The sequence below is a fragment of the Ruegeria jejuensis genome, from assembly GCF_041537905.1.
Taxonomy (GTDB): Bacteria; Pseudomonadota; Alphaproteobacteria; order Rhodobacterales; family Rhodobacteraceae; genus Ruegeria_C.
Window position 1 is genome coordinate 104,904 of the sequence record NZ_JBGRUO010000010.1, and the last position, 14,488, is coordinate 119,391.

Consider the following 14,488-nt stretch of genomic DNA (forward strand, 5'->3'; position numbering starts at 1 on the left):
CGGTCAGCCGCGCGGTGTACGCCCATGGGCAGGCGCTGACACGTTTGTTCGGTGCGATTTATCGTTCCAAGCACATCGCCGTTCGCCGGACAGCACTCCGGTGACAAAGCGCCTGCCCGCCGGAACGGGCATGCGCTGCCCGGCGGCTTCGCCTTGATTCCGCGCGAAGCAGCGCGCCGACCCAACACCTGAAATCAGCTATCACCACCGCCCCGTTGCCGCCTGCCACATCAGCCCGGCGCGTTTGCGAAACTCGCTTTGTCCCAGCGCCCCGTCAGCCACCCGTTCCGGCTGCGCCACCGCCTGTTTGAGAAGCGCCTCGGCCTGCCATCCGGCCAACAGCGCCGGGCGCGCCGCCGCAGAGACCGCATCCCGCTTGCCCCGCGCACGGTTCAGACGATCCAACCCGGTTCTGGCCAGTGCACGCACGCCCGCAGCCGTGCCATCCAGCAAGGGAATGCGCCCGCGCGCCTCAAGCTTGGGCACCGCGACAAGCCAGTTCGCAACCCCCACCGCATAGCCGTAATCGCGGACAACATCCGCATCTGCTGGCCCGAGGCTCTGGGTTGCAGCCACCATCAGTGCCCCGGCGCTGTGCTCCAGATAGGTGGTCAGATGCGCCTCATCCTCAAACGGGTCTTTGTAGATATCCCAGCGCCTTACTGAGATATACTGATCCAGATACGCCGCCAGTTCTGGCGACAGGATGTCTGCCAGCGGCGACACCACTTGATGCCGTCGGATGGTTTTGCCCCCGGCAATCTCTTCCAGCGCGTCGCGCCACCATTGCAGGCGCATCTCAGCGATCATCGCCTCCTGCGTGACCCAGGGCGCGCGCGCCACCTCGACATTCAGCGCATAAAGCGGGAACAGCACCCGGCGCGCCGCAACCGGCGCGGCCATGGCGGCCAGAAACCGGTCCGGATCGGCCTGCTCGACCAAAGCCGCGCAGGCTGTCAGGTCCGGGTCAAAGCTCATCGCGGCCGGACAAGCATCAGCGCATAGGCGATATGCTGGGGCGCGGCCTCCCACAGGGCAACCTCACGCGCGTTCATGTCCAGCATCTCGGCCATGGCAGGATCGGGGTTGGCGGCGCTTAGTTCGGCAATGCGCTGGCGCAGGGGGGTATAATAGTTTTCCCACCCCTGCCCGATGATCAGACGACGCCCAAGAATCTCATACTCCGCCGCCGCCACGCGGGCCTCAATCCCGGCCATATCGGTGATGTCCGGGTAGTCCTCCCAAAACTCACGCGCGGCCTGCGGCATCTCAGCGGCCAGTTTCACCGGCTCGGAAAAGGCCACAAACCCGCCCGGCCTGAGCGCGGAACGCCATGTCTTCAGCCCTTCGGTCACGCCCAGAAAATAGAGCGCGCCCGCGCACCAGATCAGGTCATGCGGGCCACCGGGTTCAGCCATATCCCCCAGCCGCGCCTGCACGCGGTCTCCGAAACGGGCGCAGCGCTGTTGCGCGCTGGTGACAAACCCCTCGTGCTTCTCCAACCCGACCAGCCGCGCTTCGGGCAACCGATCGGCGAGCGTTTCCAGATCAGCGCCGGGCCCGCAGCCCGCGTCACAGACCGAGATCGCGCCGCTGAGCCCGGTCTCGGCCAGAACCCAGTCCACATCTTCAGGGGAGCCCGGCCCTTCGCGCGGCAGGTCTTGATGGACTTTGAAGAAGGACTCCCAATCCATTATTCCGCCGCCTCGACGTGATGGATCAACTTCCAGCGGATCGCATCCAGCAGCGCCTCGAAGCTGGCATCGACTATGTTCGCACTGACCCCGACAGTGGACCAGCGCCGCCCGGCGCCATCCTCGCTGTCGATGATGACGCGGGTGACAGCCTCGGTACCGCCCTGGGTGATACGCACCTTGAAATCGACCAGCCGCATATCCTCCAGCACCGCCGAGTACTGGCCCAGATCCTTGGCCAACGCCTTGGCCAGCGCGTTGACCGGCCCACGGTCACTGCCATCCTCATCCAGCGATTCACTGACCGACAGGCGCTTTTCCCCATCAACCTTCACCACAACCACCGCCTCGGACAGGCTGATCATTCGGTTATACTTGTTCTTGCGGCGCTCGACCGTCACCTTGTAACGCTTCACTTCGAAGAGTTCGGGCAAAAGCCCCAACTCCTGACGCGCCAGCAACTCGAACGAGGCCTGCGCGGTGTCATAGGAGTAACCTTGGGCCTCGCGCTCCTTGATCCGTTCCAGAATACGCCCCAGCGCCGGATCGCCCTTGGTCACCTCCAGCCCGGCCTCGGCCAGACGGTTGCGCAGGTTCGACTGCCCGGCCTGGTTCGACATCGGAATGATCCGGTCATTTCCGATGACGGAGGGCTCCACATGTTCATAGGTCGAGGGGTTTTTCAGGATCGCGCTGGCATGCAGACCGGCCTTATGCGCAAAGGCCGACGCCCCCACATACGGCGCCTGCTTGGTCGGCACCCGGTTCAGGATATCGTCCAGCATCCGGCTGAGTTTGGTCAGCCCCGCCAGCGCCTCTGGTGTGACGCCGGTGTCGAACCGGCTGGCATAGGGTTCCTTCAGCAGCAGCGTTGGAATCAGCGAGGTCAGGTTGGCATTGCCGCAGCGCTCGCCCAGCCCATTGAGCGTGCCCTGAATCTGGCGCGCGCCCGCCTCGACGGCGGCCAGCGATCCGGCCACCGCCTGTTCGGTGTCGTTATGTGTGTGGATACCCAGCCGCTCGCCGGGAATGCCCGACGCGATCACCTCACCCACGATCCGCCCGATCTCGGAGGGCAGCGCGCCGCCATTGGTGTCACAGAGCACGATCCAGCGCGCGCCAGCCTCCAGCGCCGCATGGCAGACCGCCAGCGCATAGTCCGGGTTGTCGCGGTAGCCGTCAAAGAAATGTTCCGCGTCAAACAACGCCTCGCGCCCCTGCGTCACGATATGCGCGATCGAGGCGCGCACGTTTTCTGTGTTTTCCTCCAACGCGATGCCAAGCGCGTCGGTGACGTGGAAATCATGGCTTTTGCCAACCAGACAGACCGTGCCGGTGCCCGCATTCAACACGGCCGCCAACACATCGTCATTCTCAGCCGACCGCCCCGACCGCTTGGTCATGCCAAAGGCGGCAAGCCGCGCGCGTGTCTCGGGCGCGTCGGCAAAAAACGCGCTGTCGGTGGGGTTGGCCCCGGGCCAGCCGCCTTCGACATAGTCCAGCCCCAACTCGTCCAGAGCGCGGGTGATCTGCACCTTTTCAGGGGTCGAGAACTGCACCCCCTGCGTCTGCTGCCCGTCCCGCAGGGTGGTGTCGTAAAGGTAGAGCCGTTCGCGGGTCATCACACGCTCTCCAGCTTGGCGACGTCGAAATCGGGGCCCGGCACCAGTTCCACGCCCGCCTTGCTCATGCGCACCTCAAGACCTGCGGCCAGATAGGCGGTTTTCAGGCGATCCACCTCGGCGAAATCCTTGCTTTGCATCGCAACACTGCGTGCATCCGACAAACGAGCCTCATGCGCTGACAGGTCCAAATCATCAGCCTCGGCCCATGCGCCAAGCGCATCACTCAGCAACCCCAGCAACCGTGCCGAGGCCAGCAATTCCGCGGCCTTTCCATCTGCCGCCAGACGGTGGAGTTCTGCGAGGGCACCCGCCGTGTTCAGGTCATCACCAAGCGCGGCGATGATGGCGGGTGCCGCGCTGGCGGCGGGCTCGATGCCCGCTGTCAGCGCCCGCCACTTCCGAAGGGTTCCTTCCGCCTCTCGCGCCTTCTTCTCGGTCCAGTCCATCGGTTTGCGATAATGCGTCTGCAGGAACACAAACCGGATCACCTCACCCGGCACGCCCTTGTCCAGCAGATCGCGCACGGTAAAGAAATTGCCCAAGCTTTTGGACATCTTCTTGCCCTCGACTTGCAGCATCTCGTTGTGCAACCAATATCGCGCAAACTGCCCCTCCGGATGGGCGCAGCGGCTTTGGGCGATCTCGTTTTCATGATGCGGGAACATCAGGTCGTTGCCGCCGCCATGAATATCGAAACTGTCGCCCAGCAATTCATGCGCCATGGCCGAGCATTCGATATGCCAGCCCGGCCGCCCCCGACCCCAGGGGCTGTCCCACCCCGGCAGATCGTCGGTGGAGGGTTTCCACAGCACGAAATCCATCGGGTCTTCCTTGAACGGCGCGACCTCGACCCGTGCGCCCGCGATCATGTCATCCAACGAGCGGCCCGAGAGCTTGCCGTAATCCTCGTATTTGCGCACGCGGAACAGGACATGGCCTTCTTTCTCATAGGCGTAGCCATCCGCGATCAGCCCGTCGATCATCGCGATCATCTGGGCGATGAACCCGGTGGCACGCGGCATCTTGTTGGGCCGCAGCGCGCCGACCTCATCCATATCCTTCAGATACCAGCCGATGGTTTCATCCGAGCGCGCCTGAACCAGTTCCTCCAACGTGCCTTCAGCCCCGGCCTGTTTGCGCGACAATGCGGTTGCGTTGATTTTGTCATCCACATCGGTGAAGTTGCGCACATAGGTCACGTGATCGGCGCCATAAACCTGCCGCAGCAACCGATAAAGCACATCGAACACCACCACGGGCCGGGCATTGCCCAGATGCGCCCGGTCATAGACGGTGGGCCCGCAGACATACATCCGCACGTTGTCGGCATCGATGGGCTCGAAATCCTCTTTCCGTCGGGTTTTGGTGTTGTGCAGTCTGATACGTGTCATCGTCTCTTCCTCGGGCACGGCAAAGCAAGCGCGGTGGCGCGGGCTTAGCAACTTGTCTCAGGGAAGAAAACGAAAGAAACCGGCCCGCGTGATTGCTCAGCAGGGAATGCAGCAGATAATGGTGCAAATCGGTGTCATGGGTCTTGCATAGCGCCCCTTTGCCGAGATTTCAAGCGTGCTGCCTAGGGGGCTGCGGTGCTGTTTGTTTTGTGCTATCCTGCAACCACAGGGAGCTATGTACCAAATATGAACACCTCAAAAGCGATGTGGCCCACGGGACCGCAAAGGATTGACGACACTGCAGATAATGCCGCTTCGCAATCGCCTGACTCGGTGGTTGTTACACGTGATTCCGACTATTCGGCGCTGGTCTCAGACCTGCGCGGCAAACAGCAAAAATTCGAATCCAGCATCCACAAACATCTGCGCGAACTGGATCAGTGCCTGACCCGCCTCGAATCCGAGCAGGAGCATCTGACCCATTGCCGAACCCAGATTGCCGGCCACGAAAAGATTCTGTCCAGCCATCGTAAGAGCCTCAAAAGGGCACGATCTGACGGTGATAAGAAAAGACGCAAATCCATTGAAAAGACGATGAAAAGGGAAACCCTGGCCTATGAGGACAGCATGCGTCAGGCGGCCAAGCATTCCGCACGTATTCAGCGCGAGCTGAAGGCGGCCAAAACCTCGTTCGAAGCGGCCGGATCGGTGGGCAATCTGATCGCGGATGGAGACCTGAAGCTGCGCACCAACCTCTAGCCCATGTCGCGTGACAAGGTGAACCGCATCTGCGCCGCGCTGCCGGGGGCCGAACTGTCGGACCCTTGGGGTGGCGGTCATGATGCGTGGAAGGTGGGCGGCAAGATGTTCGCCTGTATCGGCACCGCCAATGACGGTGTGTCGGTGAAGACCCCCGATATCGAAACTGCCCAGATGTTGATCGAGGCAGGCATTGGCGCGCGCGCGCCCTATTTTCATCGCAGCTGGATCAAACTGGGCTGGGATACGCCCGAAGACGAGGTTCGACACCGGATCGAGGTTTCTTATGATCTGGTTCGCTCCAGCCTGACCAAGAAACTGCAGGCAACGCTGCCGCCGCGCGGCTGAGATTGACAAATCAGCACGCCTCTGTCCCTGTCCGCTGGACTGGGACTCAGGGAGATCGGGATGAAGCTGTCTCATCGCATCACGAATATCACCGGCGGCGGATCGGATGGTTGGGACGTGTTCAACAAGGCGCGGGCGATGGTGCGCGCGGGCGTGACCGTCACCGAACTGACCCAGGGCGAGCATGATATCCGCACCCATCCGGTGATCCTTGACGCGATGGACGCTGCCGCGCGGGCGGGAAAAACCGGCTATTCCAGCGTTCCGGGTGAGCTTGATCTGCGCGACACGGTTGCGGCCCGCATTCAGGACCGGACCGGCGTGGCGACCACGCGCGACAATGTGCTTATCACGCCGGGCGGTCAGGCGGCTCTGTTCGCCGCCCATAACGCGACCTGCGATCCGGGCGATACCGGCCTGTTCATCGATCCCTATTATGCCACCTATCCCGGTACGATCCGGGCCGCGGGCGCGGTTGCGAAACCGGTTCAGGCCCATGCCGAGGACGGGTTCCAGCCCCGCGCCGCTGATATCGACGCCGCCGCCGGAGGGGCCACCTCGTTGCTGATCAACACGCCCAACAACCCCACCGGCGTGGTCTATTCCCGCGAGACGCTGGAGGGGATCGCCGGGGTCTGCCGGGATCGCGATCTGTGGCTGATCTCGGACGAGGTCTATGACACGCAGGTCTGGGAGGGCGCACATCTCAGCCCGCGCGCCCTGCCCGGTATGGTCGAACGCACGCTGGTTGTCGGCTCGATGTCGAAATCCCATGCGATGACCGGCTCGCGCTGCGGCTGGGTCGTGGGACCCGAAGAGGCCATCGCAAATCTGATCAACCTCGCCACCCACACCACCTATGGCGTGCCGGGATTCGTACAGGCGGCGGGGAATTTCGCGCTGAATGCGGGCCGCTGGCTGGAAGACGAGGTTGCCGCGCCCTTCCGCCGTCGCCGCGCGCTGGCACAGGAGGTGCTGCAGGCCCAGAACGTGCTACGTCCGGGTCCGGCACAGGGCGCGATGTATCTGATGCTGGATATCCGGGCCACCGGCATGAGTGGCGAAGACTTCGCCTATGCCCTGCTGGACGCCCATCACATCGCAGTCATGCCCGGCGAAAGCTTTGGCCGCGCCGCAGCGGGTCATATCCGTGTGGCAATGACGGTGGAGGATGAGGCGTTTGCGACCGCGCTGAAAACGATTTGCGATTTCGCCGTGGATATCGCAAATCAGCGCGCCGCCGAATAGGCCGCGCGCGCTGTAATCACAAGCGGATCAGAACCGGAAAGTTGTGCGCAGATTGAACGTATCGGTGTCGAAATCACCGGACGCATCGTTCAGGTCACTGAAATTATGGCGCAGAATCTCGCCGCCAATCTCCAGCCGGTCGGTCACCGGAACCGCGATCCCGATGCCATAGACCGCGCCAGTGTCGCTTGCACCCGAGGTTTCGGCACGGGCTGCGCCGACCACCACATAGCCCAATGCGTTGCCGAAATCATATCCGCCACGCAGCTTCAGCCGCCCGATATAGTCAAGCTCCCCCGCGGACCCGCCCAGATTGATATTGGTGCGGTTATATTCAAATTCACCGCCCAGGACGAAGCTGCCAAAATCGTAGTCATAGCCGATATGCGGACCAAAGCTGACATCATTGCCGCCAGTGCCACCCGGGCCATCCACATCGGTATACCCCAGCGCAAAGCCGCCATACACACCGGTCCAGTCCTCAGCCAGCGCCGGTGTGGCGCAGGAGAGGGTCAGAGCGATACATATTGGGAGGGCGTGCCTCAACTCCGAGCTCCAATCTCAACCATAGACCCGTTGTCGCCCGACATAGGCGAACACGTCATGGGTGCGTTCCCTTGAAACATGGTTGACCCGAATTGCGCTTTCAAGGAACCGAATCCGCATGTGAACATATGTGAACACTATAGCACGTTTCGTGTGCTGGGCGCAAAAAATCGCTCAAATCCACCGGGTTAATGGTCGCAAACAGAACAGAACATGGGCTGCATTCCTGTCAGGATTACCTGAAACGGGAGGGTCTGAATGCAAGGCGAGTTGTCCAAGATTGGTCTCGTCAGCCGAACCATCGGCGCCGATCGCGGGCGTGCTGCGCGCGGGCGACCCCAATCTGTCTGACGATTTCGCACAGCCTGCATCTCAGACAATTTGGACCCTTCAGACCCATGAACGAACAAACCAGACCCTCTTCGCGCAGTGGCGGACGCGCCGCGCGCCGGGCCGCGCGTGCCAGCGCCCTGCCCGATCACCTCCGCCCCATACGCCCCGGCATGGAAGGCGGAACGCTGAAACCGCTGAGCCGGGACGGTGTTGAAAGCATCCACCGTGCAGCACTCGACGCGCTTGAACAGATCGGCCTGGCCGACGCGCCGCCAAGCGGTGTCGAATATCTGACCAAAGCCGGCTGCATCCTCGGCGACGATGGCCGCCTGCGTTTCCCCCGCACACTGGTCGAGGATACGCTGGCCATTGCCAACCGCGCGGTCACGCTGTGCAGCCGCGATGGCAAGACCGACCTGGACCTCAGCGGTCCGCGCGTGCATTACGGCACCGCCGGGGCCGCCGTGCATATGGTCGATGTGCATGGTCGCGAGTACCGCGATTCCACGGTGCAGGACCTGCATGATGCAGCAAGGATCTGTGACCAGCTCGACAATATCCATTTCGTGCAGCGCCCGATGGTCTGCCGCGATATCGTCGACAACCGCGAGATGGACCTGAACACGATCTATGCCTGCTGCTCGGGCACGTTCAAACATATCGGCACCTCGTTCACCGACCCCGATTACGTCGCCCCGGCGCTGGAGATGCTGCACATGATCGCGGGTGGCGAGGGCAAATGGCGCGAACGCCCGTTTGTCAGCAATACCAACTGCTTCGTCGTCCCGCCGATGAAATTCGCCACCGAAAGCTGTCAGGTGATGGAGCGTTGCATCGAAGGCGGCATGCCGATCCTGCTGTTGAGCGCGGGCATGGCCGGGGCCACCGCGCCCTCGACCGTGGCAGGCGCGATCGTGCAGGCCGTGGCCGAGTGTCTGGCCGGGCTGGTCTATGTCAACGCGGTCAAGCCGGGCCATCCGGCGATTTTCGGCACCTGGCCCTTCGGCCTTGACCTGCGCACCGGGGCAATGTCGATCGGCTCGGGCGAGCAGGCGCTGCTCAGTTCAGGCTGCGCACAGATGCATCAGTTCTACGGTCTGCCCGGCGGGGCCGCCGCAGGTGGATCGGATTCGAAATTGCCCGACATGCAGGCAGGGTGGGAGCAGATGTGTTCCAACGTGATGGCCGGGCTGTCGGGGCTGAACATGGTCTATGAGGCGGCAGGCATGCATGCCTCGCTGCTGGGCTTCTGTCACGAAAGCCTGATCCTCGGGGATGACCTGATCGGTCAGGCGCTGCGCTGCGTGCGCGGGATTGAAGTGACCGAGGAAACGCTTGCGCTCGACCAGATTGCCGAGGTTTGCCTGAGCGGGACCGGGCATTACCTGGGCACGGGTCAGACACTGGACCGGATGCAGGCGGATTATGTCTATCCCACCCTGGGGGATCGCACCTCGCCCAAGGAATGGGCGGAACTGGGCAAGCCGGACCTGCTGGACAAAGCCACGGAGCGCAAAGAGATGATGCTGGCGCAGCCATCGCAAGCCCGTTGGGACCCGGTGCTGGACATGGCGCTGCGGGAGCGGTTCAACATCCACCTGCCCGCTTAAAAAAGAAAGGCGGCGGGCGCAAATAGCGACCGCCGCCGGACCGGAGTGGTGGGTTGTTACCGGCCCCTGCCCCTTCTCTTGGGGATCAGCCTTCGGTCGCCGGGATCAGGCCCGCTTCCTGCGCGGCAGACACTTCGGCCTCATCCAGCGCGCCATCGGCGTTCACGTCGATCGCGTTGAATCCGTCAGCGGACATTTCGGGGAAGACGGCCTGCACCTCATCCAGCGTCCAGACGCCATCGCCATTTGCATCCACTTTTCCTGCGGCCCATGCAAGGGCGGGCAGAGACACGGCAATCGCAAGCAGCGCGGTCGTTTTGGTCGGTTTCATTGGATCACTCCTAATTATCGTTTTTTAACGCGTTCCTTTTTGGAACACGGACAGAGAAACCGAACTGGGAAACGCCGTCACCCACCCGCGTGAGTTGCGACTATTTCAGGCCACTCGCCGCCGGATTCGCATGTGTGACTGCGCGGCAGACCGCACGACCAAGTCAGCGGAGATTTGCTGAGCGGAACCTGACGAATTGCATCGGGGAATTTGGGCAAGCCTCTGCCGAAACCCGCTAGGATTGCGACAAAAAAGAAGGGGGGCTTGCACCCCCCTTTCTGAGTTTCGCCGTTCAGGCTCATCTAGTTTACCGCCCGTGTTTTATTGCCTGCGGCCTGAACGTCGTTAGGGGCGAGCGCACCCGCCCCGGATGAGAGTGGGAGGACCGAACTTCCGCCCCACCCTAGCTCGTCGGGGTCAGGCGAACATGTCGCCTGCACCCCTACACGCCTTCTCTGGCGCGATTCTCTTAAACGTTGTCAGGCGACCCGAGCCATGAGTGGCTTGGTTTCACGGCAGGTGTTTTCCACAGAGTTGCGGAGTTTTCTGAGGTTAAGTCTTGGGACAACTCTGTACTTACCCGCCTGAAATTGATCGCCTGATACGCCCGTGTTTCCTTTCGTCTATCCGACCTCCCCCGGTTGGACCCGGTTCTTCCAAGCCCCCCGCTTGCGGGAGATCCATCGGGGGCCGGTGCATCGCGACACCGGTCCCCTCAGTTTCCTCAGCTACAGCCGCTGGTGCCGCCGCAGGTGTTGCACTTCATGCAGGTGCCGTTGCGCACCAGCGTGTAGTTTCCGCATTCGCCGCAAGGATCGCCCTCGTAGCCCTGCATCTTGGCCTTGGTACGGGCATCCATGCTGACCGTGCCGGTGCTGAGCGCGGTCTCGGTCGCCGCTTCTGGCACCAGCGTGCTGAGCGCCTGCACCGGGTCCGCCGCTCCGTCCAGCGCGACGCCGCCCATGGTCTGGCCGCCGTTCAGCACTACCAGTTCCTGCGGCAGACGTTTGCGCAGATAGCCGGTCGAGCTGATCTGTTTCAGCACTTCCAGCGATTTGGAGGCCGCCGTCTCGCTGATCTCGGTGACGTTGGACACGCCCTCTTCCTCGCCCCGGCCCAGATCGTCAAAGCTGGCGCCTTCGGGTTTCACATGGGCCAGATCGGTGCGGTCCAGATAAGACACGGCAAGTTCGCGGAAGATATAGTCGAGGATCGAGGTGGCGTTCTTGATGCTGTCATTGCCCTGCACCATGCCTGCCGGTTCGAACTTGGTGAAGGTGAAGGCATCAACGAACTCTTCCAGCGGCACGCCATATTGCAGGCCGACCGAGACCGCGATGGCAAAGTTGTTCATCATCGCCCGGAACCCGGCGCCTTCCTTGTGCATGTCGATGAAGATTTCGCCCAGATTGCCGTCTTCATACTCGCCGGTCCGCAGATAGACCTTGTGGCCGCCGACGATCGCCTTCTGCGTATAGCCCTTGCGCCGCTCGGGCATCTTTTCGCGGTGCGATTTGACGACTTCTTTGACCACCACCTTTTCGATGATCTTCTCGGCCAGCACAGCGGCCTTTTCCTGGGTCGAGCCGCTTTCCAGCACCTCGGCCGCTTCATCGTCATCCTCGACCAGCGCTGCCGCCAGCGGTTGGCTGAGTTTCGAACCGTCGCGATAAAGCGCGTTGGCCTTGATGCCGAGGCTCCAGCTCAGTTCATAGGCTTTCTGGCAATCCTCGATGGTCGCATCATTGGGCATGTTGATCGTCTTGGAGATCGCGCCCGAGATGAAGCTTTGCGCCGCCGCCATCATGGTGATGTGGCTGTCCACGTTCAGGAAGCGCTTACCCTTCTTGCCGCAGGGATTGGCGCAATCGAAGATCGCGTAATGCTCCTCGCTCAAGTGCGGTGCGCCTTCCAGCGTCATGGTCCCGCAGACATGGTCGTTTGCCGCGTCGATATCGGCCTTGGTAAAGCCCAGATGGCGCAGCAGGTCGAAGGTCGGGTCATTCAGCTTGGCCGCCGGAATACCCAGCACGCCGGTGCAGAAATCCTCGCCCAGCGTCCACTGGTTGAAGACGAAGCGGATGTCGAAGGCCGAGGCCAGCGCGGCATCCACCTTGGCCAGTTCATTGGCCCCGAACCCATGCCCTGCCAGCGAGGTGTGGTTGATCCCCGGCGCGTTGCCGATGGTGCCGTGACCCACCGCGTAGGACACGATTTCTTCGATCTGGGCGCTGGAATAGCCCAGCTTTTCCAGCGAGGCCGGAACCGAGCGGTTGATGATCTTGAAGTATCCACCGCCCGCGAGCTTCTTGAACTTGACCAACGCAAAGTCCGGCTCGATGCCCGTCGTATCGCAATCCATCACCAGACCGATGGTGCCGGTGGGCGCAATCACCGTGGCCTGCGCGTTGCGGTAACCATTCTTCTCACCAAGGCTCAGCGCCTCGTCCCAGGCGGTCATGGCCAGTTGCACCAAACGCGGATCGGGGCAGTTGTTGTGATCCATCGGCACCGGCTTGACGCTCAGCTTTTCATAGCCGTTCACCGCGCCATGGGCGGCGTTGCGGTGATTGCGGATGACCCGCAGCATATGTTCGGCATTACGCTCGTAGCCCGCAAACGGCCCCAACTCACCGGCAATCTCGGCCGAGGTGGCATAAGCCACGCCCGTCATGATCGCGGTCAGCGAACCACAGAGCGCACGGCCCTCGTCGCTGTCATAGGAATAGCCCATGTTCATCAGCAGACCGCCGATATTGGCATAGCCCAGACCCAGCGTGCGGAAGTCATAGGACAGTTGCGCGATTTCCTTGGACGGGAACTGCGCCATGGTCACGCTGACCTCCAGCGTCAGGGTCCACAGACGGGTCGCATGGATATAGTCCTCGGCCTGGAACTCACCATCCTTGAGGAAGGTCAGCAGGTTCATCGAGGCCAGATTGCAGGCGGTATCGTCCAGGAACATGTACTCCGAACAGGGGTTTGAGCCGCGAATCTCACCGTCTGTCGGGCAAGTGTGCCAGTCGTTGACCGTGTCGTGATACTGTATGCCCGGATCGGCGCAGGCCCAGGCAGCATGGCCGACCTTTTCCCACAGATCGCGGGCCTTGACGGTTCGGGACACCTTGCCATCGACGCGGTTGATCAACTGCCAATCGGCGTCCTTTTCGACGGCGGTCAGGAAGGCATTGGTCACCCGGATCGAGTTGTTCGAGTTCTGACCAGAGACCGAGTTATAGGCCTCGCTGTCCCAATCGGTGTCATAGGTGGGGAATTCGATGCTGGTATGGCCCTGCTTGGCATAGTCCAGTACGCGCTTGATATAGGTTTCCGGCACGGCCACGTTTTTGGCTTGGCGCACGGCGGCTTTCAGACTGTCATTGACCTTGGGGTCATAGGCATCCGCCTCGGCCCCGTCCCAAGTGCGGATGGCCTCGAAAATGCCGTTCAGCATCTTCTCGTGCATCTTCGATCCGGCAACGATCGAGGCCACCTTCTGCTCTTCGAGAACCTTCCAGTCGATGAAGGCCTCGATATCGGGGTGATCGGCATCCACGATCACCATCTTCGCTGCTCGACGGGTTGTCCCGCCTGATTTGATCGCGCCTGCGGCACGATCGCCGATCTTCAGAAAACCCATGAGGCCCGAGGATTTGCCCCCGCCCGAGAGCGGTTCACCTTCGCCGCGCAGGTGGCTGAAATTGGTGCCGGTGCCGCTGCCATATTTGAACAGCCGCGCCTCGCGCACCCACAGGTCCATGATGCCGCCCTCATTGACCAGATCGTCATCGACGGACTGGATGAAGCAGGCATGGGGCTGGGGATGCTCATAGGCCGATTTCGACTTGGTCAGCTTGCCGGTCTTGTGGTCGACATAGTGATGCCCCTGCGCCGGGCCGTCGATGCCATAGGCCCAGTGCAGGCCGGTGTTGAACCATTGCGGCGAGTTGGGGGCTGCGCGTTGAGTGGCGAGCATGAACCGCATTTCGTCGTAATAGGCCTGAGCGTCTTCTTCGGTCGTGAAATAGCCGCCCTTCCAACCCCAATAGGTCCAGGCACCGGCAAGACGATCAAACACCTGCTTGGAGGAGGTTTCGCCGCCAAATTCGGCGTCTTCGGCAGGAACCGAACGCCACAGGAACTCGGGCACATCCTTTTCGCGGACCTTTTTGGATGTGCTGGGAACACCGGCCTTGCGGAAATACTTCTGCGCGATCACATCGCTGGCGACCTGGCTCCAGGAGGACGGGATCTCGATATCGTCCAGGCGGAACACAATGGTGCCGTCGGGGTTGCGGATTTCAGAGGTCGCCGACACGAAATCCAGCTCCGCATAGGCGTCTTGTCCAGCCTTGGTAAATCTTCTTTCAATCTTCATTTCGGCAACCCCGGTTTGTCCGCATTTCTTATGTCGGGTCAGCGACCCAAATCCTCCCGGTCCGAGACCGGTCGCCAAAAACGGGACAAAGCACCCCGGCACCGCAAATCTGACGGTGCAAACGCGATCAGGTCGCGTCTTGCATGATGAATTGGTATTCTGTCCCGCCCGCTTTGCTGCCTCGGTATTTCCTACCATATTTAGTGGCTGCGCTGCTGGCCTACA

General features: G+C 61.8%; 11 protein-coding genes. 4 read left to right on the forward strand and 7 right to left on the reverse strand.

Annotated elements, in window-relative coordinates; translation table 11 throughout:
• Positions 1 to 201 precede the first annotated feature (201 nt).
• The 4 genes from AB1E34_RS13460 to cysS are packed head-to-tail and all read right to left on the reverse strand — an operon-like array spanning position 202 to position 4,710.
• Positions 202 to 978, reverse strand: coding sequence for a squalene/phytoene synthase family protein (locus AB1E34_RS13460; protein ID WP_372572863.1), 777 nt, complete (start codon positions 976 to 978; stop codon positions 202 to 204).
• Positions 975 to 1,694 carry a class I SAM-dependent methyltransferase gene (locus AB1E34_RS13465; protein ID WP_372572864.1) on the reverse strand — a complete coding sequence of 240 codons (720 nt, stop codon included), beginning with the start codon at positions 1,692 to 1,694 and terminating at the stop codon, positions 975 to 977. The genes AB1E34_RS13460 and AB1E34_RS13465 overlap by 4 nt, the downstream gene beginning before the upstream one ends.
• Complete coding sequence (cimA, locus tag AB1E34_RS13470; RefSeq protein ID WP_372572865.1) at positions 1,694 to 3,316, reverse strand: citramalate synthase; 1,623 nt, start codon at positions 3,314 to 3,316, stop codon at positions 1,694 to 1,696. Before cimA ends, AB1E34_RS13465 begins: the two co-directional genes overlap by 1 nt.
• Complete coding sequence (gene cysS, locus AB1E34_RS13475; protein WP_372572866.1) at positions 3,316 to 4,710, reverse strand: cysteine--tRNA ligase; 1,395 nt, start codon at positions 4,708 to 4,710, stop codon at positions 3,316 to 3,318. The genes cimA and cysS overlap by 1 nt, the downstream gene beginning before the upstream one ends.
• Before the next feature lie 195 nt (positions 4,711 to 4,905).
• Between cysS and AB1E34_RS13480 the strand changes: the two genes are divergently transcribed.
• The 3 genes from AB1E34_RS13480 to AB1E34_RS13490 are packed head-to-tail and all read left to right on the forward strand — an operon-like array spanning position 4,906 to position 7,065.
• Positions 4,906 to 5,469 carry a hypothetical protein gene (locus AB1E34_RS13480; RefSeq protein ID WP_372572867.1) on the forward strand — a complete coding sequence of 188 codons (564 nt, stop codon included), beginning with the start codon at positions 4,906 to 4,908 and terminating at the stop codon, positions 5,467 to 5,469.
• Positions 5,470 to 5,472: 3 nt separating this feature from the next.
• A complete protein-coding gene (locus AB1E34_RS13485) occupies positions 5,473 to 5,817 on the forward strand; it encodes an MmcQ/YjbR family DNA-binding protein (RefSeq protein WP_372572868.1) in 345 nt (114 codons plus the stop codon).
• Positions 5,818 to 5,877: 60 nt separating this feature from the next.
• Positions 5,878 to 7,065 carry a pyridoxal phosphate-dependent aminotransferase gene (locus AB1E34_RS13490; protein WP_372572869.1) on the forward strand — a complete coding sequence of 396 codons (1,188 nt, stop codon included), beginning with the start codon at positions 5,878 to 5,880 and terminating at the stop codon, positions 7,063 to 7,065.
• A gap of 27 nt (positions 7,066 to 7,092) precedes the next feature.
• Here the strand turns inward: AB1E34_RS13490 and AB1E34_RS13495 are convergent, their stop codons facing one another.
• Entirely contained in the window at positions 7,093 to 7,611 is a 519-nt protein-coding gene (locus tag AB1E34_RS13495) for an outer membrane protein (protein WP_372572870.1), read from the reverse strand.
• 398 nt (positions 7,612 to 8,009) lie between these two features.
• Between AB1E34_RS13495 and AB1E34_RS13500 the strand changes: the two genes are divergently transcribed.
• Entirely contained in the window at positions 8,010 to 9,554 is a 1,545-nt protein-coding gene (locus AB1E34_RS13500) for a trimethylamine methyltransferase family protein (protein ID WP_372572871.1), read from the forward strand.
• A gap of 85 nt (positions 9,555 to 9,639) precedes the next feature.
• Here AB1E34_RS13500 and AB1E34_RS13505 read toward each other — a convergent pair whose 3' ends face one another.
• On the reverse strand, positions 9,640 to 9,885 hold the full coding sequence (locus tag AB1E34_RS13505; protein WP_306194565.1) for an EF-hand domain-containing protein: 246 nt from the start codon (positions 9,883 to 9,885) through the stop codon (positions 9,640 to 9,642).
• A 724-nt stretch (positions 9,886 to 10,609) separates the two neighbouring features.
• Positions 10,610 to 14,263 (reverse strand): vitamin B12-dependent ribonucleotide reductase, encoded by a 3,654-nt coding sequence (locus tag AB1E34_RS13510; protein ID WP_372572872.1) that lies wholly within the window; start codon positions 14,261 to 14,263, stop codon positions 10,610 to 10,612.
• Positions 14,264 to 14,488 lie beyond the last annotated feature (225 nt).